Source organism: Dorea sp. OM07-5, from assembly GCF_003481355.1.
GTDB lineage: Bacteria > Bacillota > Clostridia > Lachnospirales > Lachnospiraceae > Dorea_D > Dorea_D hominis.
Genome location: NZ_QUKZ01000012.1, coordinates 15,351 through 40,471, shown reverse-complemented (window position 1 = coordinate 40,471; position 25,121 = coordinate 15,351). Strand labels below are relative to the sequence as shown.

Below are 25,121 nucleotides of genomic sequence, written 5' to 3'. Positions count from 1 at the left end.
AATCCATATGAGCTTGCTCATATATGGATGACAAACTTTGGAACCCGCCACGATATGCGAACAGAATTTTTTCACTGAGGATAATTTACAATGAACATACCGATAAAGAAATCATGTTTTTACAGTGCAGTCATTATTATTCTCTCACAGCTTAGCATCAGCTTGTTCACCCGGAACTTTCAGCTATCTGTTGCTGTGATTTTTTTGTCTGCCATGACATTTCTGATCCAGGATTTTCCACTGATTCCGGTGACAGTGCTTTCAGCAGTCGGCGTCTGTTCACTCCGTATGCTGCTTGCATGGATCGTAACAGATACTACAGCACCGATTTCCCGGTATTTTCCTGAAATGACATTCTATCTTTGCTACGGTTTTCTTCTATATATATATGTTAAAAATATAACATCATGGAAATCTTCCGGCAAAAGCTTTTTCAGAAGACTGACGCAGCGAAAAGATGTGAACACAACTGCATTTTCAGAATATCCGAACCGAAATCACACACTACTCGTTCTGACCGTAATTGACTATGTGGCAAACTTTCTGGAACTGCTTGTACGTCTGGATATTTCCGCATTTCATATCCGCCTGCAGACAGGTATTTTCCTGACAGCTTTTTTCCGCTCCTGTGTGGTCTGGCTGATTCTGACACTTTTTGCAAAATACCGGATGCTCCTTTTGCAAAAGGAACATGAAGAGCGTTATCAGCGCCTCGTTCTTCTCATTTCCAAACTGAATGGGGAAATGGTCTGGATGCAGAAAAATACTTTGCTTATTGAAGAGACAATGAATCATTCTTACAAATTATATCAGGAGCTGACGGAGGCCGATGTTCCGGCAGAATTATCTACTTCCGCTCTGGCAACTGCAAGAGATATCCACGAGATCAAGAAAGAATACCTTCTGATCATGCGTGGAATTTCCGAAGCACTGAACGAGGAAGTCGAACAGGACGGCATGTATCTGGAAGAGATTTTCACACTGCTTAAGACTTCCATGTTTACACTTGCTGATTCCATGGATAAGACACTGAATTTTAAATTTATCTGCAAAACAAATTTTTATACTTCAAAACATTATGAGCTGTTATCCATTTTCCGGAATCTTCTCATCAATGCACTGGAAGCTGCACAGGAACAGACTGTAACTCTTATGATTTCCATATTTTCCCAGGATGAAGCTGTCATTTTCAAAATTACAGATGACGGTCCGGGAATCCCGGTTGAATACAAAGATGAGATTTTTAATACCGGTTTCTCAACCAAAATTAATTTTGAAACCGGGGAAGTAAGCCGTGGAATCGGTCTTGGTCTTGTGAAAGATCTTGTCGAAAAACGTCTCGGCGGTTCAATCGAACTGGCATCCGTGCCGGGAAATACAACTTTTACAGTAAGCATACCAAAGAATCAAATTGAGGTGATCAAATCATGATGTCTTTTTATTTTATAGATGACGATAAAAACATTACAAACATTTTAAAACTGATCGTAAATACGCGTGGACTCGGTGTCTGTTGCGGAAGTGCGGAAAACGCAGCAGAGGCACTGGCAGATCTGCCTGTCATGCGCCCGGACATCGTTCTTGTCGATTTCCTTATGCCGGAGATGGACGGCATTTCTTTCATCAAGCAAGCGAAAAAAATTCTTCCGGACGCAGCCTATATTATGCTGTCACAGGTTTCTTCCAAGGATATGATTGCTTCTGCCTATGAAGCCGGTGTAGAATTTTTCATCCAGAAGCCAATCAACAGCGTAGAAGTGGAATCCATCATCCGCAAAGTCAGCGACGGTCTTTCCATGAAACGGATGGTTCAGCAGATGCATAATATTTTTACTCCTGACACAAACAAATCCTCTGTTTCCAAGTCAGCAAATGAGCAGCAGATTGAGGCAAATCTGCGCACGATCCTTACACGTCTCGGAATTATAGGCGATACCGGTAGCAAAGATATTATTACGATCGTCAAATACATGTGTATGCACCCGGAAAGCGTGGATACAATGACTGTCAGCGAACTGTGCAGTAAATTCTGTGATAACCCGAAGTCCATGGAGCAGCGTATCCGCCGTACTGCGTTTAACGGTCTTGTCAATCTGGCACATCTCGGTCTAGATGATTACTCAAACGAGATCTTCGTTGATTATTCCAGTACACTTTACAATTTTGAACAGGTGCGGAAAGAAATGGATTGTATTCGTCAAAAAACTGTCAGACATGGTAATTTGAAGATTCGTCATTTTCTGACTTCTCTCGCTTTTCGTTGTCAAAATGCACAATGATTTGTAATAATCGCGCTTATTTGTATGCATATTGTCACCTATTGAAACTTTTTGTAACCGTGCATATATATTATACCTATCAATAAACGGACGGACTTATAGAATTTTTAAATCAAAGAAAGTTGAGAGGTGTAACGTATGGTAACAGTTTTATCAGGTGTAGCTTTATTGGTCGCAACATTAGCAGTGTTTTCACTGTTCAGTCTTAAGATGCCGAAGGGATCGCTTGCAATGTCAGGTATGGCAGATGCAGCCGTTGCAACATTCCTTGTCGAGGCAATTCACAGCTATATCAGCGGAGATTTGTTTGGTATTTCATTTTTAAAACAGGTTGGAACCACATCCGGAAGCATGGGTGGTGTTGCAGCGGCAATCATGGTTCCAATCTGTATGGGAGCTAACCCGTTATACGGGGTAGTAGCCGGTGTAGCCGTTGCAGGTTACGGAATCCTTCCTGGATTTATCGCAGGATATATCGTAGGATTTGTTGCACCGATTATTGAAAAGAAACTTCCGGAAGGTGTGAACGTAATCGTTGGTGCTCTTGCCGTCGCTCCAATCGCACGTATTATCGTTGTAAGTGTAGAACCGGGTGTGAACATCTTATTATCACGAATCGGTCTTACAATTTCAGCAGCAACCGATCAGTCCCCGATCGTTATGGGATTCTTGCTCGGTGGTATTATGAAAATGATCTGTACATCACCGTTAAGTTCTATGGCACTGACAGCCATGTTAGGGCTGACAGGACTTCCAATGGGTATTGCCGCAGTTGCATGCTTTGGTGGTTCTTTCACAAACGGTATGATATTCCACAAATTGAAACTTGGTAACAGAGGTAACGTAATCGGCGTTATGTTAGAGCCTTTAACACAGGCCCCGATCGTAACTGCCAATCCAATTCCTATCTATTGTTCGAATTTCTTTGGCGGCGGACTTGCAGGTATCTCAGCGGCGGTGTTCCACATTGTGAATAATGCGCCTGGTACAGCTTCTCCAATTCCTGGACTTCTTGCACCGTTTGCATTTAATGCGCCGGGAACTGTTGTAATCTCTCTTGCATTTGCAGCAGCAGGCGGTTTACTTGCAGGATTTATAGGCGGAACAGTTTTCAAACACATCCGCGAGAAGAAAGGAATACTTGTAAAAGAAATTATCGCAGAAACTACAGAAGCTGTTGAATCTGAGGAAGCGCTTGAGCCGAGCGTATAAAAAAGCCCCCTTATTTTAACAACAAAATATAGAAAATATCCCCATTGTGGCACCACACACAATGGGGATATTTTTATTGTTATTTTCTGCGCTTATTATGTCCCGTTCAAGAAGCTACGCAAGCAGACGGAACAGCTTCTTAAGATCGATTGGTTTTGATATTTCAAATTCATCTACCTGCATAATGATTCTCTCTTTCTAAGGAAAAATATATTTTGTTTATGATACCATAGAATATATGGCTTTTCTACCTCATTTTAGTAACATAACTGTTAAAAACAGGGGTTTCTAATTCTGTTGCATTTTAGCTCTGTATGTAATAGAATAGATGTAATGTCCAGCAAGTCTTTCATCCGCTCATGAGCAATCTCATGTGGATTCAGGCTTCCAAATTTGGGTATCATTATATAAATATAAAATACATTATTTATTCAAAAATTTCAGAAAGGATTTCGTAAAATGGAATTATTAAAAGCTATTCTGATTCTCGTGATTGGATTTGTATTACTTATCAAAGGAGCGGATTTTTTTGTCGAAGGAAGTTCTTCTGTCGCTAAGAAATTCCATGTTCCTGCCATGCTCATCGGTATGACGATCGTTGCTATGGGAACCAGTCTTCCGGAATGTGCAGTCAGCGTGACTGCGTCACTTGCAAATAACAACAGCCTTGCCGTCAGCAATGTCATCGGATCGAACATTTTCAATTTGATGGTTGTCTGTGGCGCCTGCGCATTATTTTCTCCTCTGACGATCCGCCAGGATACACTGAAGAAGGAATTTCCGCTCTCTATCATCTGTGCGGCACTGATGCTTGTACTCGGCTATATCGGCATGACACTCGGACACATTGACGGAATTATCTTCCTGGTTCTTTTTGTCGGCTATCTGCTCTGGATGATCCAGTCTGCAAAGAAAGCCCGTGCAGCAGTTCTCTCGGATCCGGCACAGTCAGGCCAGGTAGAACAGGCTGAATTTGTAGAAGAAAATATTGCAATCCTGCCAACATGGAAGAGTCTTGTCTTTATTATCGGAGGTATGATCGCAATCAAATTTGGCGGAGATTTCGTTGTTGATGGTGCATCGTCCATTGCTTCCAGCATGGGACTCAGCCAGACACTGATCGGACTTACGATCGTAGCTATGGGAACCAGTCTTCCGGAACTTGTCACCTCACTGGTCGCCGCTAAAAAAGGCGAAGTTGATATGGCACTTGGCAATGTCATCGGATCAGATATTTTCAATATTTTATTCGTACTCGGAATTGCAACTGTGATCAGCCCGATCTCATTCCTGATGGAAAATGTCATCGACATTATCCTGCTCATTATTATGAGCGTGATCGTTCTTGCATTTGCATGGACCAAGCAGCAGATCAACCGCAAAGAAGGTATCCTTATGCTTCTGATGTATGCAGCTTATATGGTTTATATCTGTGTGCGCTAAATACTATTGGGTCATTTAATAATACAACTTTATAATATAGTTGCCATAATTTATTAATAACACTTCTATAACGATAATACCCCACAGCCTGTATCCATTCTGTTAATAAATCGGTACAAGCTGTGGGGATTTTTTTCTTTTATTATGATGCCATGATCATTATTCATAATCTGGCTACTACATCCAATTTTACACATATCTAAAGAAGGGCATCCTTATTCGGACTACCCTTTTTTAAACTGTTTCGTATATTAAATATTCAACAGATTGCTGAATACTTTCAGTGCTCCGTCTGTCTCGTGTGCAAGTACACGTTTTGCGAGGACTTTTCCGAGCTGTACGCCTTCCTGGTCAAAACTGTTAAGGTTCCATACAAATCCCTGGAACATTACTTTATTCTCATAATGAGCAAGCAGCGCACCTAATGTCTTCGGATCAAGCTTCTCTCCGATGATAATGCTTGACGGACGTCCGCCTTCGAAGTTCTTATTGCGGTTTTCGTCAGATTTGCCACATGCAAATGCGACAATCTGTGCTGCAACGTTTGCACATAATTTCTGCTGGCTTGTGCTGTCCTGAATCACAACATCTGTGCCAATCTGGCTGTTCTTGAATCCGATAAACTGAAGCGGTACAATATCTGTTCCCTGGTGCAGAAGCTGGTAGAAAGAATGCTGTCCGTTTGTTCCAGGCTCACCGAAGATCACCGGTCCTGTCACATAATCTACCGGCTCTCCGAAACGGTTTACAGATTTACCATTGGATTCCATATCCAGCTGCTGTAAATGTGCCGGAAAACGGCTTAAAGCCTGTGAATAAGGCAGTACTGCTGTTGCCGGATAACCAAGGATGTTTCTCTCATATACTCCGATCATAGCATCCAGAAGTGCCGCATTCTTACGCACATCTTTGTTCGTTGCAGATTTGTCTGCTGCCGCTGCTCCTTCCAGGAACTGTGCAAATACTTCCGGTCCGAATGCCAGTGAAAGTACAGCTCCACCAACTGCCGATGTAGAAGAATAACGTCCTCCGATATAGTCATCCATGAAGAATGCTGCAAGGTAATCATCACTCTTTGCAAGCGGTGATGTCTCGCTTGTTACAGCGATCATATGCTTACTTGCATCCAGCCCTGCGTTCTTTAATGCATCTTTTACAAAAGATTCATTGGTCAGGGTCTCTAATGTTGTTCCAGACTTGGATACCAGTACGAAAATAGAATGTGCAACATCAATGGAATTAAGAACTGCTGCCGCATCATCCGGGTCTACGTTACTGATAAATTTAGCTTCCATTTTAAACAGACCGTTTTTCTTTGCCCAGTTTTCAAGTGCCAGATACATTGCGCGTGGTCCTAGATCACTTCCGCCGATACCGATCTGTACGACAGTTGTAAACTTCTCGCCGGCTCCGTTTACAATCTCTCCTGCATGTACTTTGTTTGCAAAATCAGCAATCTTCTCCTGCTGTTCTACATAGAATGCTCGTTTATCTACACCGTCTGCCACTACTTTATCTCCAAGCTGTCCACGTGTCAGATGATGAAGTACAAGACGGTTCTCTCCTGTATTGATTACTTCTCCGTTGTAAAGTGCTTCAAATTTATCAACAAGCTGTGCTTCATCTGCCAGTTTGGCAAGTGCATCGATCACAGTATCATCTACTTCTTTTGCAGCATAATTATAGTCAAGTCCCTCTGTCATAGAAACGCTGTAATTTTTCACACGCTCTGCTCCCTGCTCACCGGACATTGCTTCTGCAAGATTCACACGTTTTACATTTGCAAGCTCCTGATAAGAAGCCAGGGTATCTGTGTTCTTCCAATTTATCATAGTGATAGATTCCTCCTTTATTCTTACTTGTTCTCTATCTTTTACCTTTCTAGCATACCATACCGAATCTAACTTTTCAAACCTCCCATGAAAATGGTAAAAATTCTGTGATTTCCTCTCAAAATCCTCAGAATATGCTATACTTTTAAACGAACTCAGCGACTTATGAAGGAGCCTTATTTACTATGATGACAGAATTAGAAAAATACTATAATAAATTTAATGAAGAGAAGCGTCTGAATAGCCGGCACGGGCAGGTAGAATTTACAACTTCCATGAAATATATCCATGCCTATTTGCCGGATGATCCTCATGCGAAAATATTGGATGTCGGCGCAGGAACCGGACGTTACAGTGTCGCACTCGCCGAAGAAGGCTACGATGTTACGGCTGTCGAGCTTGTAAAATACAATCTTGGGATTTTAAAGCAGAAAAACAGTACCGTCAAAGCTTATCAGGGAAATGCCCTGAAGCTTTCACGATTCCCGGACAAAGAATTTGACATGGTACTTGTCTTTGGGCCGATGTATCATCTGCTCACGACAGAAGAGAAAGTACAGGCTTTGAAAGAAGCGAAACGTGTTCTGAAAGATGATGGTGTCATGCTTGTTGCATACTGCATGAATGAATACAGTATCCTGACTTACGGGTTCAGGCAGAATCACATTCTCGAATGTCTGGAAAATGGCAAGATCAGCAAAGATTTCCGTGTACAGCCGGAAGCGGAAGATCTCTATGATTATGTACGGCTTGAAGATATGGATGCCTATAATAAAGCCGCCGGTCTGAAACGGATTAAGGTCATTTCAGCCGACGGTCCTTCGGATTATATGCGTCCGGTATTAAATGCAATGGATGAAGCCACATTTGAAGCATTTATCCGTTATCATCTGACCATATGTGAACGTCCGGAGCTTGTTGGTGCCGGATCGCATACTGTAGATATTCTCAGTAAATAATATCGAAATGCATCCCGGTACAATCGTTTAAGCCGGTTCCGTCCTATACATTTTCTGATATCTTGTCAATAAATTCAAGAATGCACCCGGTAACACATGGATTTATGATGCTCCCGGAATTTCTGATGTAATTTATTGGCGGCTGTAAATGCCACTCGCTCGGATTCATAGTTGTGACTTCTTCCGGAAAGCACAAGTGCAACTTTTAATTTTAAACGATTCATTTCTGGTAAAATTTATACGAACATAGTTTCGTCATCTATGGTATAATAAAACCACTACCATTAGTAAGGGAAAGGGGAGCTTACATGAAACTTATTATTTGCGTTGATGACAACAATGGCATGATGTTCAACCGGCGTCGTCAGTCGAAGGACCGCGAAGTGCGTCATGACATTCTTGCCTATACGATGCCGGAACGGATCTGGATGAATGAATACAGTCTTGAACAGTTTGAAACGGACGATACCTCCCGGATCCAGGTTGCAAATAATTTTCTGATCCAGGCAGATGACAACGACTATTGTTTTATTGAAAACGGACAATATTTGATTGATGAATCGAGACTGGATGAGATTGTTCTGTATCACTGGAATCGTGTTTACCCGGCTGATTATTATTTTGACATTGATCTGCACGGCTGGACTCTGGCAGACCAGAAGGAGTTCAAGGGATTTTCACACGATAAAATAACGAGAGAGATATGGACACGATGAAAAAATTAAAATTATTACTTGCAAATATTATACTTGCCGGTGTGCTGGTACTCGGTGGCTGTGCAGATGCCGGGGAGAGTTCGCAGTCATCATCTTCTAAAGAAACAACCGCGCAGGAATCCGGTTCATCTGAAGATCAAAATACGAATGCCGAAGACAGTTCGGATGATACATCTGCACAGGCGGATTCCGGTAATACTGCCGGCTCTGACACTGCGGGCAAGACAAAAGCTGCCGCTTCTAAAGCAAAAGCTTCGACTGTAAGTACTTCTAAGATACCGAAGTACTCCGGTTCGCCTTATATCAAGGTTCATAACAATGTACCGTTTTTTAAGAAGTCGGACCTGACGAAAAAAGTCTTTGAGAAGTACAGCAAATTAGATGCGCTCGGCCGCTGCCGCACTGCTTATGCCAATATCTGCAAAGCAACCATGCCAACGGAAAAGCGCGGACGGATCGGTATGGTCAAACCTTCCGGCTGGCACACCGTGAAGTACAACAACGTAGACGGCAAATACCTCTACAACCGCTGTCATCTGATCGGTTATCAGCTCACCGCCGAAAATGCGAACGAACGGAATCTCATGACCGGGACCCGATATCTGAACGTAGATGGCATGCTGCCTTTTGAAAATATGGTTGCTGACTATGTAAAAGAGACAAACAACCATGTTCTGTACCGGGTAACGCCGATGTATACGGATGATAACTTACTGGCTGACGGTGTACTGATGGAAGCGGAATCTGTTGAGGACAAAGGCAAAGGCATTTCCTACTGCGTATATGTGTATAACGTACAGCCGGGAATCAAGATTAATTATGAGACTGGCGACAGCTCTGCGAAAGACGCTTCAAACGAGATGTCTTCCGGCAGCTCGAGTAAATCTTCCGGAAATACTTATCATTCTTCCAGGAAGCATACTTCCACACAGATCCGTACCGGACAGAGTTCCGCAAAAGGAACTTACATCATTAACGAGAACACGAACAAATTTCACAAACCGGACTGCCGGAGCGTGAAGATGATGAAAGATAAGAATAAGAAAACATATACCGGGAAACGCTCTGAGCTCATCAATTCGGGGTATGAGCCGTGCAAGAACTGTAACCCGTGATACTGTCACGGGTGGCTTTTCCGAATATTATAAAAATTATAAAACCGCATTACAGCAGCGATTAAACTTGCTGCAATGCGGTTTTTTACTTTCCTTTTTTTTATCTAATCGTTACCGGGTGCAAACTATCAGGATTTTGCTGTATTTTATGCTCGTTATATCCACTCTTCATTTCCGCCTGTTACTGCAAGGGAAATCAAAGCATCCATTTTCTCTACTTCATCTTCGCCCTGGATTACCTGTAATAATTTTGCCGTTTCTTCTATTACAGGCATCGGCTCATCCGGGCCGATCTCCATATCCGGCTGCTCACCGCATGCCGGACAGACCATCTGTGGTCTTACCGTAAGTGATAAGAAACGGTTCCCACACTCTTCACATTCATAATAGCCACACATCTGTGTGCCATCAGGTACATAATACATCTTTTATCCCCCTTTAAAAATACTTCTGTCTTTTGCTGATTTTTCTATCTTCTGTCAGAATCAAGCGCAAACTCTGTAATCACATTAATTGCAATAGCTGTAAGAATTCCTCATGTGGTCTGTCTGCATTCTTCTCATACCATGCAATCGCTCCGGGATCTCCACTCCGGTCCGAAAATGCCGGAAATAAAAAGCCAAACTGCGGCTCGCCCATCTCGTAATCTCCACTGACCGGCGCAAATACACCTGTCAGGAACGGATATACTTCTTCGGATTCCCACTGTTCTGTCTTGTCGTTGCCTTTTCTCGGCACATCATAGCAGCCATAAAACAGATAAAATCCATATTCCCTGTTTTGGTTAAGCTTCTCTCCCAGGATTTCGTAAAATGTTTCCAGAAGTCCGTCATTTTTGAGTTCACACTCTTTCAATGCCATCAGAAGCTGCCAAATACTTTCCGGCTTTTTTTCCGTCTTCGGAAATACATATTCTTTTAATTGCCTGTTTGTATCTGCAAACGGGATTGCCTTTGCAAGCTTCAAATTTTTTCCCTGATCCGCTTTTGATAATTTCAAGAAATGAATATTAAATGTACCATCCACATATCCTTCTTCATCAAAATACGCTCCTACAACTCTCGAAAAACAGTTACGGCTTATTGTCATGCGACGCGTCAGCTCCAGCATATCCTCCCGGTTTATTCTTCTCGTTTTTAACTCTTCTGCCATCTGTCTTTTTCCCCTTATATTCTCTATTCTTTATTATAAACGTAGCCTTTCTGCCTCGCAATCCTGTTTTTGCAAAAAAAGTTCTCCTATGATTTTTATTCGATCATAGAAGAACCTTTTAAATTCAATTCTTTTTCCTTTTTATTGCGGGGTTATAAATTTTTGTTACATTTCTTTATAGGAATCTTTACATTTTTTCAAGTTTTGTTTTAAAAAACTGAATCAAAGGTCCGTTGAAACATGCATTGATCACTGTACCAATTCCTGCAACAGCCCAGATTCCTGCTCCTGATGCGCTTGCAAATGCAATTCCAACAATTACTACAACCACATCTGAAAGTACTCTTGCTTTATGAAATGGGATTTTCTGATGTGTCAGCTTTTCAATAATGATTGCCACACTGTCATATGGTGCAATTCCCATATCCGCAACCATATATAATGCAACTCCCATTGATGCCATTAACTGGGCGAGTACAAGCGCAATTATACGAAGCGGAAGAGACATCTCTATCTGTACTACATCCTGTACCAGCCAACAAACAAAATCTGCGATATATCCGACAAAAATCATATTAATGATAGTTCCTGCACCAATGCAGTGCCTTGCCTGGAAAAATACTATTACAAGAATCACTGCATTCATCAATAACTGCCATGTTCCAAAACTCCAGCCGATAAATCCACTGATTCCAAGATTCATTGCACTGAAAGGATCTACGCCAAACCCGGACAAACGAAGGAAAGACACACACAGACCAATAAACAAGATTCCTAAAATCATCATCCCAGCCCGTTTTGTTATTTTCATTGTTCTTCTTTCCTCCTACTCCTTTTTCCCTTTTAACATATATATTCTTGATTCAAAATCCGTACACGGGACAGCATCTCCCGGCACTTCTCCTGCTGTTACATCAGAAGTGATAAGTCCAAAGTTCATCAGCTCATCTCCATAATTTTCTGTATGATTCCAGACATTTTCATAAAGCATATCCGGATTCAGTCCCTGTAAACGGACACGACTATACGGTTGATTAACTCCATTTAACACACGGTAATAACCTACAATCGCAAGTGTACGATCTTCATTGGTCACCATCCAGACGGTTTCATTTCCATCAAACGGACTCTTCAATCTGTAAAATGTTCCGAACTGCAACACTTCTCTGTATTCTTTCATAAATACAATCTGTTCTTTTACTTCTTTGATTTCTTCCTCTGTTAATTTATTCAGATCCAGCTCATATCCAAAGGTTCCAAAATATGCAACATTCGCACGGGTATGTAATGGAGTGTTACGAAATACCTGATGATTCGGAACAACCGATACGTGACTTCCCATACTGCTGAGTGGATAACACATAGAAGTCCCATATTGAATCTTCAGACGTTCAATTGCATCTGAATCGTCGCTTGTCCATCCCTGCGGAGCATAATATAACATGCCAGGATCAAACCTTCCGCCACCACTCGCGCAGGATTCAAATAATACTTCCGGAAATGCCATTGTCAGACGTTCATATAAATCATATACGCCTAAAATATAACGGTGAAATATCTCTCCCTGCCTGTCTGCCGGAAGTTTTACACTGTAACACTCTGTAATGCTGCGATTCATATCCCATTTGATATAAGATATCTTAGCTTCTGACAATAATTTTTCCATCATATTATAAATGCAATCCACAACTTCTTTTCTTGAAAAATCCAGTACATACTGATATCTTCCATGAGAAGTATTTCTTCCCGGGGTCTGAATGATCCAGTCCGGATGTGTACGATATAAATCTGAATCTTTGTTTACCATTTCCGGTTCAAACCAGAGACCGAATTTCATCCCCAGATTCTCAATTCTTTCAGATAAGCCTTTTATCCCATTTGGTAAAAGATCCGGATTTGCTACCCAGTCACCAAGACCGGCTCTGTCATTTCTTCTTGCGCCAAACCATCCGTCATCCAGTACAAATAACTCAACTCCGCATTCTTTAGCTTTTCCGGCAATCTCAACAAGCCGATCTTCCGTAAAGTCAAAATAAGTTGCTTCCCAATTATTATTCAAAATTGGTCTGGTCCGGTCTCTCCAATATCCTCTTGCCAGCCTTTTGGCATATAATTTCTGAAAAGTCTGACTCATTCCATTCAGTCCCTGATCACTATATACAAGCATTGCTTCAGGCGTCTGAAAACTCTCCATAGGTTCTAATTTCCAATCAAATCCTGTCGGATTAATACCTGCTGTAATTCTTGTAACATCATGGGTATCCACTTCTGCCTGTATCCGAAAATTTCCACTGTATATGAGGCTAACACCAATGGCTTCTCCTACATTTTCATCTGTATTCTCTCGTTTCAATACCATAAATGGATTATGCTCATGAGAGGAATTTCCACGCATACTATCGATTGCTGTAATTCCCTGTTCTAAAACTCTGTTTTTCACATAACGCTCTCTTGACCATGCACCGGATAACTGCATCCATATATAATCCTTGTCCGGAAGATCCAGACTTAAGCTCATCATATTTAATATATGTAAATTCTGATTTCCACTATTTTTTAAACGTGCACTTCTTGCTATTGCACTGTATTGTTCAAAAATAGTATATAACAACTCCAGCTGAGCACCTGTCAAAGAATCTTTCAGGAAAACACGCAGTGTCTGTGCTTCTTCTTCTGCTTCTGTGTAAGTTGCCGGAAGTCCGGAAAGTTTCGGTTTCCCGGATGAGATCTCATATCCATCATACTGAAATTCACTGATTCTGCTTCCATTTTCCTGCAATAACTCTATTGCCGGATGTCTGTAATCTGTTGTCCCATAAACCGGATATTCCTGTCTGATATGTTCCAACGAAAAACTACGATCCCACTCATAAATATAAGATGTCATTGGTCGTCCACATTTTTCCACCAAATAGGAGAAATCTGCCTTATCATGAATTCGTTTACCAAAATACAGTTGTCCTAAATGCCCATTATCTAATACGCATAAAATATAGCTGATTTTGTCATTATATAAATGAAATGTTTTTGTTTCCTCATGGAAAATAATTTTTCTCATAAACTACCTCTTTTATTTTTATATTTAAATTATGCATCCTGCTTTCTGGCATGCATTTCGTTTACTTTTCTTGTAACTTCTTCCATCTTCTCACCTTTTAAAATATAATATTTTTTGTAAATACCAAAACTAACAATTGCGAGAATAATCGGAATGATAATCATCAATACGCGGATTCCTAATACGGTTCCTGCACTTTGGGCTGTTGCTTTTGCATTGTATCCTACAATCTGAAGTCCGATTCCGGTTAAGCCACCTGCAGCAGCTGTTGCTGCCTTCATAAGAAATGTCTGTGCAGAACAAGTTACACTTTCATTACGTACTCCGAATTTTACTTCTCCATAATCAATTACATCTGCCATACAGCAAGTTGTTACACCAAGTGAAAGTCCTGAACCAAAGAACAGCAGTGCACAGCAGATTACAACCAATACCTTGCTCTGCGGAGCAACATATCCTGCTATTCCAAGAAGGATGAAACCCGCAATCGGAAGTCCACATGCAAATGCATACACTTTTTCACGGCTGATCTTGCTGGCGATTTTCGGGAAAAATACAAGTCCGGCCATTTCAGCGATGATCGCAAATCCAAAAATAGAATACAAATATTCATCATGGCAAACGCATTTGAAATAATAAACAGCAAAACTTTTTGCAATCTGTGTACAAAGATTAAATGTCAGAAGCAAACCTATAAAAGCAAGCAGCTGATCATTTTTCACAATTACGTGAAATGCCTGTTTCAAACTTGTTTTTTCTGCTGATGCACCAACTGTAGATTCTTCTTTTACATTGAATACTGTAATACCGATCGTAATGATAAATACGACTGCGATAATAATAGCAAATAAAGTGTATCCTTTTTCTGCATAAAGATTACTTTCTCCTGCAAGCTTATTCAGATGATTAATAATATAAAGACCAAATGTTGCTACTGAGAATCCTGCAAGACTTGCAAAAAATCTCGGAATGACAGATACTTTTTCACGTTCATGCGGATCATTGGTCAAGTTTGGAAGCCATGACCAATATGGAACATCCATAATGGTATAAGTCATTCCGTATAAAATATACATTACAGATACATATATATACAAGGCAGTTCCTGATAAATGAAAGCTATGGAACAGTAAAACAAATACAACAGAATTCACTAAAGTTCCGATCACCAGCCAGATTCTAAATTTACCAAACCGAGTATGTGTATTATCTACAATCATTCCCATCATCGGATCATTGATTGCATCCCAGATTCTTGCTACAAAAAACAGTACTCCGACGAATGCCGGTGCCAGATACAAAGTATCTGTAAAATAAAGCATTAAAAATGCTCCTACCAGATTACAGATGGCATCTTTTCCAATAGCTCCAATACCAAAACATAATTTTTCTCTCGTAGATGCGTATTTATACTGCGAATTTCTCTGATTTTCTTTTTGAGTCGCCATAATTCTCCTCCTCTAATATTCCTTTATTTATTTGTTATCTGAGTGAGGAATCTTGTGCACTTGTTCCTTTTTTCCATAATGCAAGTATAACGCGAAAAAAAAGACATCCGTTATACCATTTTGTTAAGAATAATATCCCAAATGTTAGGTATATGATGTCTTTCAGAACATTTTATCTATTGCTTTCTTTATTTTTCTCAATATCTTTTACATAAATCGTTTTATGTTTTTGATATTCTTCCAATTCATTTTGTGCAGAAATCAGTCTTGTTCTCGCCTTCTTACGGTTACTGTTCCGATATACACTTGGTGTCATTCCTATTTTCTGTTTGAATACTTTTCCAAATGCCAGCGAATTGCGATACCCACAGGAAACTGCAATGTCTTCAATCGACTGTTCCGTAAGTACGAGCTGTTCTTTTCCTCTCGAGATCCGAAATTCTGTCAGAAAATCTTTTGGCGAAATTCCAAGGCTGTTCATAAAAATTGTATATAAATAACTTCGGTTTAATGCCAGATATTCTGCTATATCTGCAACTGTGATACCTTGCGAATAAGAATTTTTAATATAATCAATCGCTTCCTGTACATGCATGCTTTCTTTTGTATTATCTGCATATTCTTTAATTTCAATGCCTCGTGCCAGCACCGAAAAAAACTGGTACAACTTTCCCTGGAGATAATACAGATTTTCTGCTGTTGACTGGGTATGACGAAGCATTTCAAAAACGATTTCTTTTAATTCATCTCCATATTCACATTCACAGGTCAGCTGTCGCCCGTTTAGTCCCAAATCCCGCACGAATCTGGAAGCTTCTGTCCCCCCAAATCCGACCCATAGATATGCCCACGGTTCTTCCTTGTCTGCCTGATAAAACGTCAGACTTTCCGGTTCAATTAAAAATGCCTGTCCTTCTGACAGATGATACTTGTTTTCCCCCACCTGATAGATGCCTTTCCCTTTCATTACATAATGTAATATATAATTAGGCCTGGAGGCCGGTCCATAGCTATGCAGAGGTTCACATTCTGCATAGCCACAAAAACTTAAATGAAAATCTTTAAATTTGGGTTTTAATAATTGCAATACATAAGAATCTTCCATAATAACGTCCTCTTTTTACAAACACAAAATAACTGGATGTTCTTTTCATTTTTACAAACTGATAACACCGGAATGTTCTCTCCATTTTTTCCGATATTCGCTCGGTGACATCCGGTAACGCTCTTTGAATGCACGGTTAAACGTCCGCTGGCTTTCAAATCCGCTGTCCAGGCAGATTTCTATGATTGAATCCCGGGTATTTTCCAGTCGCGAACATGCATAGCGGATTCTCGCATCATTTACATACTGATTAAAATTGCTGTGAAATGTTCCCGAAAACACACGGGAAATCGCATATTTACTTACGCACAGATCCTGTGCCATCTTATCCAACGTTATATTTTCCCTGAAATGTCCGGAAATATATGCTACTGTCTGATAGATCAAATCATCACTTCCAACCTTGGATTTTTCATCCAGATCCAGAAGCGGTACACATCTTGCAAGCACGATCTGTAAATACGCTTGCAGAATCGTGAACTCCCATTCCTGCGTCAACATCATGCGGTACAGCGCATGAATAACCTCTTCTCCCAGTTCGCTCCTTTTGATCACTGGCATGACAGGTGCATATTTCTGTAACTCTTCACCGAAGAATCCGATACTTCCTGCCGCTATATTTACAAGATAAATTTTATGTGCATCTGCGCCAAATACCTGATAATGGTGGATGATATCCGGAAATATAATTCCCATGTCTCCTGTTTCCAGATGATAAAGCTCCTGTCCGACACCCAGCTCCAGCGTTCCTTCCGTCACATAAACAAGCTCCAGCGTATTGTGAAGATGCGGCGCAACGTGACGTGCCCTCTTCTGCACTGCCTGGATATTCTGTTTTGTATTTTTATATTGTAAATGCATAATCTCTTGTCCGCCTCTTTTATTTTCTGCTTTGCTTTACTCTGTATCCAAGGTTATCACTTTGATATTTGAAATGCAATATTTGTCTACTTTTTTGTCCGATTTGGCAAGCATTATCTGTATTTTCATCTTATAATGACCATGTAATCAAGAGAAAGGAGTGAATCGATATGATGAAAAGAATTAAAAATTACTTGCACGAGGTTATGGATTTCTATGGTGCTAATTATTTATATCTCGCAGCAATGTACCGTCACTAAAAAAGGACCTGCGGACTGCATGGTCCTTTTTTCATACTTATTTTTATACTTACTTTCAGCTTATAATCTTAAGCCTTTTATTTTCTGCGGCTCGTCCTCGTGATTGCATGAGGTGTGCTGTACCAGACTTTCTTATATTTTTTAGTATTCTCTTTTAAAATCGCCTTCATCAGCTGACAAATATGTTCAACCTGGTCTTCCATCTTGTTGTCAACCGTACCGTAGATCTCTCCTGTCATGATCTTCCGATTCATTTCCGGGCTATTGTTAATTCCAAGGATTACCGGCATCTGCAAATGATGTTTTTTATAATAATCGTAGACGCCCAGTGCCATATCATCATTGTTGCATATAACAGCTTCCGCGTTGTTAATTATTTCTTTATCCAGTTTTGCAAATTTTGTTGTCGCCAGTTCTCTCTTCCAGTCCGCTGACAGATTTGCTCTCTGATTCATAGGCATATCTTCGCTCGACTCAAGAAATCCATTTGTCCGGCGAATGGCATCAAAATGTGTTTCCTCTCCTTCTACAAGCACATAGTCCAATCTCCCGTTTTTGTTCCGGTCAATCTTTCCTTTCTGTTCCTCCCAGATTTTCTTTAACATTTCTCCCTGCATGGCTCCGGCTGCTTTTGCATCTGTTCCTACATACCAGACTTTTTTTACAATTTTCAGATCCTTATCATCTGCTTCACGGTTAAATAATATGACCGGAATGTCTGCATCTTCCGCATCATTGATCATGCTTGCCGCAGAAGACGGCTCTACCAGATTGACAAGAATTACATCATACTTCTGTGCATACATGCGCTGTAGCTGCTTTTCCTGCTTCCGGCTGCTTCCTTTTGCATCGTAAATCTCGTAGGAAACTTTCTTTCCTTCTATTTTCATCTGTTCCATCTTATCCTGCAGATCCTTTATATAACTCTCCATAAAAGTATCATCCAGATCATACGCTGCAATTCCTACATGCACGTACCGGTCTTCCTTTTGCGGCATTTTCCATAGGATAGTAAGAATGACCAGGAACATGAAAAGTCCCACTAGTATCAGATTGTATTTATCCATTTTTGATTTCATTTTTGCTCCTTATCCGGCAAATAATGCATCATATTTACCGCTTTCCATCGTCTCTCTGTCAAGCTTTACCGGCTTCAGAGTGATCGTTTTCATCTTCATGCTTTCGTATCCGAGTTTATATGTATTTTCCAGCAGGATCTCCTTTTTCTTCCCGTTTTTTACCTGCTCCAGAACCGATGTCTTTACCGGAAGCCGGTACGCTTTTTCTTTACTCTCTGTAAAGGAAGCGTAATACTTAAATTCTTTTTGCATTCTATCTGTCACAGCAAGAACATCCTTATAAACATAGCCATCTGCTTGTTTCTCCAGATAGTTTTCCGGATAGACAAGCACGACACCTTTTGAATTATTTTTCTTTTCTTCTTTTATCAGCTTTTTCAGTTCTTCTGCTGACATCTGTTCTTTGTACCAGACATCTAATTTCACCTGATGATCGTATGCATAATCGCGGATTCCATCCTGTAATGCCGACAGATCTTCCGGTTCATTTTTGGGAAAAACAACTGTCATTCTGCTTCTTTTTTCTATTTTGCTGTGCTTCGTCATAAGCCCGGTTGATACCAGTGCGATAAGCAGAAGCAGCAGTATCAGAACTGCATGTTTTTTTCTACTCTGTCTCATCCGTTTCCTCCATCTTCGGAATTGTAATTGTCGCAGTTGTTCCTTCGTCCAGCTCACTCGTGATCGTGATTCCATATTCCTCACCATAGATCAGCTGGATCCGCTCATTTACATTCCGCACACCGATTCCGGATCCACGCTTGCTGGATACCACTTTATTGTGCATAATATAATCTATTTTTTCCTGCGTCATTCCAAGACCATTGTCTGCTACATCTATTCCTATATTTCCGTCCTTGTCATAAATGTGGATCTCAATCTCGCCGTCCTCATACATGCCTTCCATTCCGTGATAGATTGCATTTTCCAGAAGTGGCTGTATCGATAACTTCGGACAAAGGTATTTCAATAACGCCGGATCTGCTTTTACTTTAAATTCAAATTTATCCTTGAAGCGGATATTCTGGATTGCGAGATAGCTGGTCGCATGCTCCAATTCCTTTTCCAGAGGGATCATATCTTTTCCCTGGCTTAAGGAAGTCCGGAAAAATTTTGCAAGCAATGAAACCATCTCGCCGGCGCCTTCATATTCTTCACTGCGGATCATCCAGATGATCGAATCTAATGTATTATATAAGAAATGCGGGTTGATCTGGGACTGCAGAAGCTTCTTCTCCATCTTCTGCTTCTCTCTTTCATTCTCACGGATTTCTTCCATCTGCTTCTGTAATTTATCTGCCATAATATTGAAATGTGCACTTAAATTTTTCAGCTCACCGATTCCTTCTTCTTCTGCTTTTACTTCATAATTTCCTTTTCCAAATTCCTGCATCGTCCGAAGCAGACGGTAAACCGGATTCGTAAAACTGCGAAAAAGCAGAATATCAAGGAAGATCAGAATCACACCAACGAGCAAAAGTGTAAACCATGCCAAGGAATAGAGATTCCGGGTTTCCAGATCCAGACTGGACATGGAACTTACAAGCACAACATTCCAGCCGGTATAACCGATCTGCTGCCGCATGAGCATCCATCTTTCTCCGTCTGCCCTGTATATTTTGTAATTTTTACTCGCAAGTGCCTCCTTTATCGTCTTCTCCTTATAAAGGCCGGAAACAATCTGTTTTTCAAATGGGTGATATAATAATTGGTTATCTGCATCTAAAAGATAACAATATGCGGACTTCTGATTTTTATAATGCTGCAAAACAGAATCCATCGAATCCGTATAATAATCCAGCAGAAGAACTCCTGATTTCATACTTCCATGATCGATATATTCTACATAGCGGCTGATTTCGTAAATATAGCAGGACTCTCCATTCAGCAGTAATTTCTTCTGTCCATAATTTATCGTCTCTATGTTTTCTTTCGCCTGACGGAACCATGTCGTTTCGCGAATCTCTTCTTTCTGCATATTTTCCAGATTCTCAGAATGCCATAAATCTCTGCCGTTCGCATCATACAATGCTGCCGCATAAATCGTGTCTGTTTCCCGGTTGATACGCTGCTGCATTTCTTCGCTGAACAATCTACTACTCACATCATATTCCTTGATCTCCTGATAATATATAGAATTTGTCAGATCATTCATGTTGTCAATTTCTTTTTCCAGGCTCTGTGCCAGTGCATTTTTTTGTTTTCCTGTTTTCTCAATCGCATCTTTCTGAAAATATGTAGAAAAATAATAGGAAAATAACAGCATGCAACTAATAATACAAACTGCAATAGATGCCGACATCACAACCGGAAATACAAGTCGGATGCTTATTTTTCTATTTTTCATGTTCCGCTCCTTCCAGTTTCCTGTACTTCGCCGGTGACATACCGCAGTTTTTCTTAAATACATAGCTGAAATAATTCGGCTCCGGATAACCTACCATTGCACCGATCGCATGGCTCTTATAATCCGTCTGCAAAAGCAGTTTCTTCGCTTCTTCCATTCTGCGGCTGATCAAATAATTCAAAAATGTGCCGCCCGTCTCCTGCTTGAATATTTTTGAAAAATAGGATGTGCTGACATGCAGTTCGCCGCATACGGATTCTACGCTGAGATCCGGATTCTGGAAATTCTCTTCTACAATCTTTCTCGCATTTTCCGCCAGAATTACATTATTATCTATCTGCTTTTTCTGGATCAGCGAACGGATGAGCTGACAGTAATTCATCAGCCAGTGATCCAGTTCTTCTCCTGTACTTAAGGAAAGGATCTTCACTGCCATCTTCTTGGAACCGGCAAATTCTGTATCGGATGTGATTTGATATTTCTTATAAAATCTTGCAAATGAAAAGGATATCTCCAGAATGACAATCTGATATTCATTCAGGTTATAATGCCCCTTATGCAGCCATGCAAGTAATTCTTCCACCTGATTTTTCAGTTCTTCTTCCGAACAGTGTGTAATGCTTTTTCCAATCATTTCTACCTGTGTGTTCCAGTCATCTTCCACTTCCTGAAGAGGCATAATATCATTGTAATAAGTATAACTTTCTTCCGGAAGGACGAGGTTATAATCCAGCGCCTCCACCGCCTGTTCGTATAACACCGGCATATCTTTCAAGCGTTCTGCATTTCCACTGATCCCACAGGAAATCCTGCTGCCAAAAATACGCTCGATCAGCACAGCCGTCTCGTCGATCGTCCGGGTGATTTTCCCGATATCGTGTTTTTTGTTACTGCCAAGGATAAATATTTCTTTATCACTCATACCAAATTCATACACATTTGCAATCTTTTCCAGCGCTTCCTTTAATGTTTCTTTGATCGACAGTTCACTTAAGATATCCTTTTCCTCGCCTTTTTGCACTTTGACTACTACTACTGAATAAACAAAATCTGAAAAATCAAGCTTTAAACTTTTGATCTGTTGTTCCCGCTCTTCTACATCCATTGGCTCGGTAACAAGACGGGTGAAAAACTGCTGCCTTAAAAGTGGGAGACTCTCTGCATAGGCATGTTCCAGCCGGGCGCGGTTTATTTTCTCATCGTATTCCCTGTCCAGTTCTTCATGCATATCTGTCAGAAGCTTTCGCATCTCATCATAGTTGATCGGCTTCATAATATATTCCGACACGCCATAGCTAATTGCAAGGCGGGCATATTCAAAATCATCCCATCCGGAAAATAGAATGATCTTCGTATTCATGTAATTTTCATGTATGTTCTTCGCCAGTTCCAGACCATCCATAAACGGCATCTTGATATCACTGATCACCAGATCCGGGTGATATTCTTCCATGAGTTCCAGCGCTTCTTTTCCGTTCTGTGCCGTTCCCGCAACTGAAAATCCAAGTCCCTCCCAGTCAATACCTCTTTCCATTCCATGAAGGATCTGCTGTTCATCATCTGCTAAAATAATTTGAAATGTCCTCATTGTCACACTCCTCATATTCATCTTATATAACCAATGGCTTTTCCTCATATTATAACACAAGACAAGCCGATTTTATCCCTCTAAAATCGACTTGTCTTATTTGTTCACTATGATTATTTTATCTATTCTTCAACCACAGAACCAGTGATCTTTGCTACGACTTTTTTCATAAATTCATCACTTAATTTGTATTTACTCTTAAATACAACATATGCAAGAATAACTCCAATAGTCGGTACAACACACATTAAAATACGGATGGAATTCTGTGTTGCAAATGACTGAACAGCATTCGGAACATATCCTGTAAGTTCCAGAACAAATCCAATTGCCAGTGATGTAAATGCAGCCGTCAGCTTAACGATCAATGTCTGCAGGGAGAATACAACTCCTTCATTTCTGTTTCCGAGCACATACTCGCCATAATCTACGACGTCAGCAAGGAATACAGTTGCACATCCAAGTTCCAGACCGGTTCCTGTCTTAACAATTACACCTGCGATTGCAGTCAGTGGAATATTTGTCGGGCATACAAAGCCAACAACTAACAGAAGAATTAATCCGATCGGCGGAAGTACACATGCCATTAAGAATGCTTTCTTTCTGGATAAAATTTTTGTAACTTTCGGGAAGATCAGAAGACCTACTACCTCAGCAACAGATGCACTGATCATAAATGCAGATAACATTCCTGCATCGTTACATACATAACTGAAATAGTATGTTGCAACTCCCATGATAGCCTGAATTGCTACGTTATATAAGAGGATCAGGAGAACTGCCCATCTTAACTGGTCATTTTTCTTAATGACTGTGAAAATATCTTTGAATTTCATCTTATCTTTCTTATCGACATCATGCTGGATCTTTGGAAGATTCAGTACACATACTGCCATTGTAAAGATAAATGTTGCTGCAATGATTAATGCAAATCTGTGGTATCCTGTGTAATCTCCACCAAGGCCTTTGATGATCTGTACACCAAATCCTGCGATGATCAGTGACTGACCGATACTTGCGAAAATACGTGGTAATACAGATACTTTCTCACGTTCCTGCGGATCAGAAGTCAGGTTCGGAATAACTGACCAGTATGGAATATCCATGATTGTATAAGTCATTCCCCACAGAACGTAAATAACGGATGCGAATACGCAAAGGCTTACACCTGATAAATGGAAGTCTGTAAATACGATCACAAATACGAATGCATTGATCAGAGTTCCGATTACAAGCCACGGTACGAATTTACCGAAACGGCTTCTTGTGTTATCAACGATCATTCCCATGAACAGGTCGTTAAACGCATCCCAGATCTTTGCTACAAAAAACATAGTTCCGATGAATGCCGGTGCTACTTTAATAATATCTGTAAAATAGATCATGGAAAATGTTGCGATCATTCCATAAATCAAATCCTTACCCAATGCCCCAAACGCAAAGGAGTATTTTACTCTTCCAGGAATCTTACCCTGGTAAACTACACTACTTTTACTGTTGTTGTTCTCCATTCCCTTTATCTCCTTCTTGTGCTTTTCTTTACATGCACTTATCTTTAATGTGACTAAAGTTTAACATTCGAAAGGAAATATAAACATTTGATATTCTACTCAAAAAATATGAATTTCTATTTTTCCTCGTTCTTGCCACATGAAACCCGGTATGCTACAATGCTTTCAAGCAAGTTGGAAAACGGTCTGTTTTCCGCAAACTTATATCTACGGCACAAAGTCTTTATTGAATTATGGCAATCGAAAGGGGATGTAAAAAAACTCGATTGAGTTTTTTCACATCTCCCTTTTTAAAAATCGATAAATATTTTTACATACATGAGAGTTTTTCCCAGGATTGCAAAATCCACTCTTTCTTCGCACATTCGATTGTATATGTCAGCTCTTTCTTGCAGCCGGTTTCTCTGCGCCTTTTTTCTTCCTGCATAAATATCTCCTGAATTTTCTCCCACTTCAGATTACCGTCTCCGAGTGCAAAATGCGCATCTCTATCACCATGATTATCATGTACATGGATGTGCGTAAGATAAGGATTTAATCCCTGTGCCCATTCTTCTACCGGCTGGGCTGAATAGCAGTTGGCATGTCCGATATCCAGACACAAGCCAAAATTATCTGCCTCTACCTGATCTGCAACCGCTTTTAACGACTCCCATTTTGGATCTAATACATTTTCCAATGCAACTTCTATGTCTGAACGTCCTTCCAGAAACTGGTTCATAAATTCTGCAACACGCTCTGCCCATCCTTCCAGAAAATAAACCTGTGGATAATAACAACTATGATATACAATCTTCTCTGCGCCCAGCTCTCTTGCAGCTTCATAGGACTGATCGAAGCGAAGTCTTGTCACCTGACGGATCTGGCTGTCATACGCCGCCGGATTCAGATCCAGAAACGGACCATGCAGCGTAAGATGTGCGGTGCCCATTACGTGAAACCTCTCTTTATATTCCGGCAAATGTTCTTCCCAGTGATCCAGAACATCTGCAATGGAAAAATCGATACTCTCCACGCCCATTCCTGTCTGTTCTATTATTTCTTGCATCTCATTATCTGCGATCAGGTGACTTGCGTATATCATAGTTAATCCTTTCTTCTGTTATATTTTTTTGAAAAGTCCCTGCTATTATGATCCCGGCTGATTATTTCGCAG

At 40.5% G+C, this 25,121-nt stretch carries 22 protein-coding genes; 7 read left to right on the top strand and 15 right to left on the bottom strand.

Annotated features, from left to right (window positions below):
- Positions 1 to 90: 90 nt before the first annotated feature.
- The 4 genes from DXC04_RS11420 (at position 91) to DXC04_RS11405 (ending at position 4,934) form a co-directional block, all read left to right on the top strand.
- Positions 91 to 1,431, top strand: coding sequence for an ATP-binding protein (locus tag DXC04_RS11420; RefSeq protein WP_118661067.1), 1,341 nt, complete (start codon positions 91 to 93; stop codon positions 1,429 to 1,431).
- A complete protein-coding gene (locus DXC04_RS11415) occupies positions 1,428 to 2,279 on the top strand; it encodes a response regulator (RefSeq protein WP_021859657.1) in 852 nt (283 codons plus the stop codon). The genes DXC04_RS11420 and DXC04_RS11415 overlap by 4 nt, the downstream gene beginning before the upstream one ends.
- Positions 2,280 to 2,417: 138 nt before the next feature.
- A complete protein-coding gene (locus tag DXC04_RS11410) occupies positions 2,418 to 3,491 on the top strand; it encodes a PTS sugar transporter subunit IIC (RefSeq protein WP_021859656.1) in 1,074 nt (357 codons plus the stop codon).
- Between the two features lie 459 nt (positions 3,492 to 3,950).
- On the top strand, positions 3,951 to 4,934 hold the full coding sequence (locus DXC04_RS11405) for a calcium/sodium antiporter (protein ID WP_118661066.1): 984 nt from the start codon (positions 3,951 to 3,953) through the stop codon (positions 4,932 to 4,934).
- A gap of 251 nt (positions 4,935 to 5,185) precedes the next feature.
- Here DXC04_RS11405 and DXC04_RS11400 read toward each other — a convergent pair whose 3' ends face one another.
- Positions 5,186 to 6,766, bottom strand: coding sequence for a glucose-6-phosphate isomerase (locus DXC04_RS11400; RefSeq protein WP_021859654.1), 1,581 nt, complete (start codon positions 6,764 to 6,766; stop codon positions 5,186 to 5,188).
- 185 nt (positions 6,767 to 6,951) lie between these two features.
- Between DXC04_RS11400 and DXC04_RS11395 the strand changes: the two genes are divergently transcribed.
- Positions 6,952 to 7,725, top strand: a complete 774-nt coding sequence (locus tag DXC04_RS11395; protein ID WP_021859653.1) for a class I SAM-dependent methyltransferase — start codon at positions 6,952 to 6,954, stop codon at positions 7,723 to 7,725.
- 74 nt (positions 7,726 to 7,799) lie between these two features.
- Here the strand turns inward: DXC04_RS11395 and DXC04_RS15565 are convergent, their stop codons facing one another.
- Positions 7,800 to 7,949 carry a hypothetical protein gene (locus DXC04_RS15565; RefSeq protein ID WP_158580487.1) on the bottom strand — a complete coding sequence of 50 codons (150 nt, stop codon included), beginning with the start codon at positions 7,947 to 7,949 and terminating at the stop codon, positions 7,800 to 7,802.
- A gap of 84 nt (positions 7,950 to 8,033) precedes the next feature.
- Between DXC04_RS15565 and DXC04_RS11390 the strand changes: the two genes are divergently transcribed.
- Together DXC04_RS11390 and DXC04_RS11385 are read left to right on the top strand one after the other, a co-directional pair.
- Entirely contained in the window at positions 8,034 to 8,441 is a 408-nt protein-coding gene (locus DXC04_RS11390) for a ribonuclease Z (protein WP_117537052.1), read from the top strand.
- A complete protein-coding gene (locus tag DXC04_RS11385) occupies positions 8,438 to 9,556 on the top strand; it encodes a DNA/RNA non-specific endonuclease (RefSeq protein WP_118661065.1) in 1,119 nt (372 codons plus the stop codon). The genes DXC04_RS11390 and DXC04_RS11385 overlap by 4 nt, the downstream gene beginning before the upstream one ends.
- A gap of 155 nt (positions 9,557 to 9,711) precedes the next feature.
- Here DXC04_RS11385 and DXC04_RS11380 read toward each other — a convergent pair whose 3' ends face one another.
- From DXC04_RS11380 to DXC04_RS11320, 13 genes are all read right to left on the bottom strand, one after another.
- Positions 9,712 to 9,981: a hypothetical protein gene (locus DXC04_RS11380; RefSeq protein ID WP_021859650.1), complete on the bottom strand. Its 270-nt coding sequence runs from the start codon at positions 9,979 to 9,981 to the stop codon at positions 9,712 to 9,714.
- 79 nt (positions 9,982 to 10,060) lie between these two features.
- On the bottom strand, positions 10,061 to 10,708 hold the full coding sequence (locus DXC04_RS11375; RefSeq protein WP_118661064.1) for a DUF4317 family protein: 648 nt from the start codon (positions 10,706 to 10,708) through the stop codon (positions 10,061 to 10,063).
- 187 nt (positions 10,709 to 10,895) lie between these two features.
- Positions 10,896 to 11,519 carry a YczE/YyaS/YitT family protein gene (locus DXC04_RS11370; RefSeq protein WP_118288011.1) on the bottom strand — a complete coding sequence of 208 codons (624 nt, stop codon included), beginning with the start codon at positions 11,517 to 11,519 and terminating at the stop codon, positions 10,896 to 10,898.
- A gap of 15 nt (positions 11,520 to 11,534) precedes the next feature.
- A complete protein-coding gene (locus tag DXC04_RS11365; protein WP_118661063.1) occupies positions 11,535 to 13,766 on the bottom strand; it encodes an alpha-galactosidase in 2,232 nt (743 codons plus the stop codon).
- A gap of 29 nt (positions 13,767 to 13,795) precedes the next feature.
- Entirely contained in the window at positions 13,796 to 15,214 is a 1,419-nt protein-coding gene (melB, locus tag DXC04_RS11360; protein WP_118661062.1) for a melibiose:sodium transporter MelB, read from the bottom strand.
- A 172-nt stretch (positions 15,215 to 15,386) separates the two neighbouring features.
- Positions 15,387 to 16,319, bottom strand: coding sequence for an AraC family transcriptional regulator (locus DXC04_RS11355; RefSeq protein ID WP_021860075.1), 933 nt, complete (start codon positions 16,317 to 16,319; stop codon positions 15,387 to 15,389).
- Positions 16,320 to 16,370: 51 nt separating this feature from the next.
- Entirely contained in the window at positions 16,371 to 17,180 is an 810-nt protein-coding gene (locus DXC04_RS11350) for a helix-turn-helix transcriptional regulator (protein ID WP_118661061.1), read from the bottom strand.
- A gap of 337 nt (positions 17,181 to 17,517) precedes the next feature.
- Entirely contained in the window at positions 17,518 to 18,519 is a 1,002-nt protein-coding gene (locus DXC04_RS11345; protein ID WP_118661060.1) for a galactose ABC transporter substrate-binding protein, read from the bottom strand.
- A 9-nt stretch (positions 18,520 to 18,528) separates the two neighbouring features.
- On the bottom strand, positions 18,529 to 19,140 hold the full coding sequence (locus tag DXC04_RS11340) for a hypothetical protein (RefSeq protein ID WP_118661059.1): 612 nt from the start codon (positions 19,138 to 19,140) through the stop codon (positions 18,529 to 18,531).
- The gene (locus tag DXC04_RS11335; RefSeq protein WP_118661058.1) at positions 19,127 to 20,866 is read right to left on the bottom strand and encodes a cache domain-containing sensor histidine kinase; all 1,740 of its coding nucleotides are present in this window, start codon (positions 20,864 to 20,866) and stop codon (positions 19,127 to 19,129) included. The genes DXC04_RS11340 and DXC04_RS11335 overlap by 14 nt, the downstream gene beginning before the upstream one ends.
- Positions 20,856 to 22,454 carry a response regulator transcription factor gene (locus DXC04_RS11330; protein WP_118661057.1) on the bottom strand — a complete coding sequence of 533 codons (1,599 nt, stop codon included), beginning with the start codon at positions 22,452 to 22,454 and terminating at the stop codon, positions 20,856 to 20,858. The genes DXC04_RS11335 and DXC04_RS11330 overlap by 11 nt, the downstream gene beginning before the upstream one ends.
- A gap of 122 nt (positions 22,455 to 22,576) precedes the next feature.
- Positions 22,577 to 23,965 (bottom strand): melibiose:sodium transporter MelB, encoded by a 1,389-nt coding sequence (melB, locus tag DXC04_RS11325; RefSeq protein WP_118661056.1) that lies wholly within the window; start codon positions 23,963 to 23,965, stop codon positions 22,577 to 22,579.
- Positions 23,966 to 24,275: 310 nt separating this feature from the next.
- Complete coding sequence (locus DXC04_RS11320) at positions 24,276 to 25,049, bottom strand: sugar phosphate isomerase/epimerase family protein (protein WP_118661055.1); 774 nt, start codon at positions 25,047 to 25,049, stop codon at positions 24,276 to 24,278.
- Positions 25,050 to 25,121 lie beyond the last annotated feature (72 nt).

Excerpts from the sequence above, each read along its gene's own strand:
- DXC04_RS11420 (WP_118661067.1), top strand. The coding sequence starts at position 91 with ATGAACATACCGATAAAGAAATCATGTTTTTACAGTGCAGTCATTATT.
- DXC04_RS11415 (WP_021859657.1), top strand. The coding sequence starts at position 1,428 with ATGATGTCTTTTTATTTTATAGATGACGATAAAAACATTACAAACATT.
- DXC04_RS11410 (WP_021859656.1), top strand. The coding sequence starts at position 2,418 with ATGGTAACAGTTTTATCAGGTGTAGCTTTATTGGTCGCAACATTAGCA.
- DXC04_RS11405 (WP_118661066.1), top strand. The coding sequence starts at position 3,951 with ATGGAATTATTAAAAGCTATTCTGATTCTCGTGATTGGATTTGTATTA.
- DXC04_RS11400 (WP_021859654.1), bottom strand. The coding sequence starts at position 6,766 with ATGATAAATTGGAAGAACACAGATACCCTGGCTTCTTATCAGGAGCTT.
- DXC04_RS11395 (WP_021859653.1), top strand. The coding sequence starts at position 6,952 with ATGATGACAGAATTAGAAAAATACTATAATAAATTTAATGAAGAGAAG.
- DXC04_RS15565 (WP_158580487.1), bottom strand. The coding sequence starts at position 7,949 with ATGAATCGTTTAAAATTAAAAGTTGCACTTGTGCTTTCCGGAAGAAGT.
- DXC04_RS11390 (WP_117537052.1), top strand. The coding sequence starts at position 8,034 with ATGAAACTTATTATTTGCGTTGATGACAACAATGGCATGATGTTCAAC.
- DXC04_RS11385 (WP_118661065.1), top strand. The coding sequence starts at position 8,438 with ATGAAAAAATTAAAATTATTACTTGCAAATATTATACTTGCCGGTGTG.
- DXC04_RS11380 (WP_021859650.1), bottom strand. The coding sequence starts at position 9,981 with ATGTATTATGTACCTGATGGCACACAGATGTGTGGCTATTATGAATGT.
- DXC04_RS11375 (WP_118661064.1), bottom strand. The coding sequence starts at position 10,708 with ATGGCAGAAGAGTTAAAAACGAGAAGAATAAACCGGGAGGATATGCTG.
- DXC04_RS11370 (WP_118288011.1), bottom strand. The coding sequence starts at position 11,519 with ATGAAAATAACAAAACGGGCTGGGATGATGATTTTAGGAATCTTGTTT.
- DXC04_RS11365 (WP_118661063.1), bottom strand. The coding sequence starts at position 13,766 with ATGAGAAAAATTATTTTCCATGAGGAAACAAAAACATTTCATTTATAT.
- melB (WP_118661062.1), bottom strand. The coding sequence starts at position 15,214 with ATGGCGACTCAAAAAGAAAATCAGAGAAATTCGCAGTATAAATACGCA.
- DXC04_RS11355 (WP_021860075.1), bottom strand. The coding sequence starts at position 16,319 with ATGGAAGATTCTTATGTATTGCAATTATTAAAACCCAAATTTAAAGAT.
- DXC04_RS11350 (WP_118661061.1), bottom strand. The coding sequence starts at position 17,180 with ATGCATTTACAATATAAAAATACAAAACAGAATATCCAGGCAGTGCAG.
- DXC04_RS11345 (WP_118661060.1), bottom strand. The coding sequence starts at position 18,519 with ATGAAATCAAAAATGGATAAATACAATCTGATACTAGTGGGACTTTTC.
- DXC04_RS11340 (WP_118661059.1), bottom strand. The coding sequence starts at position 19,140 with ATGAGACAGAGTAGAAAAAAACATGCAGTTCTGATACTGCTGCTTCTG.
- DXC04_RS11335 (WP_118661058.1), bottom strand. The coding sequence starts at position 20,866 with ATGAAAAATAGAAAAATAAGCATCCGACTTGTATTTCCGGTTGTGATG.
- DXC04_RS11330 (WP_118661057.1), bottom strand. The coding sequence starts at position 22,454 with ATGAGGACATTTCAAATTATTTTAGCAGATGATGAACAGCAGATCCTT.
- melB (WP_118661056.1), bottom strand. The coding sequence starts at position 23,965 with ATGGAGAACAACAACAGTAAAAGTAGTGTAGTTTACCAGGGTAAGATT.
- DXC04_RS11320 (WP_118661055.1), bottom strand. The coding sequence starts at position 25,049 with ATGATATACGCAAGTCACCTGATCGCAGATAATGAGATGCAAGAAATA.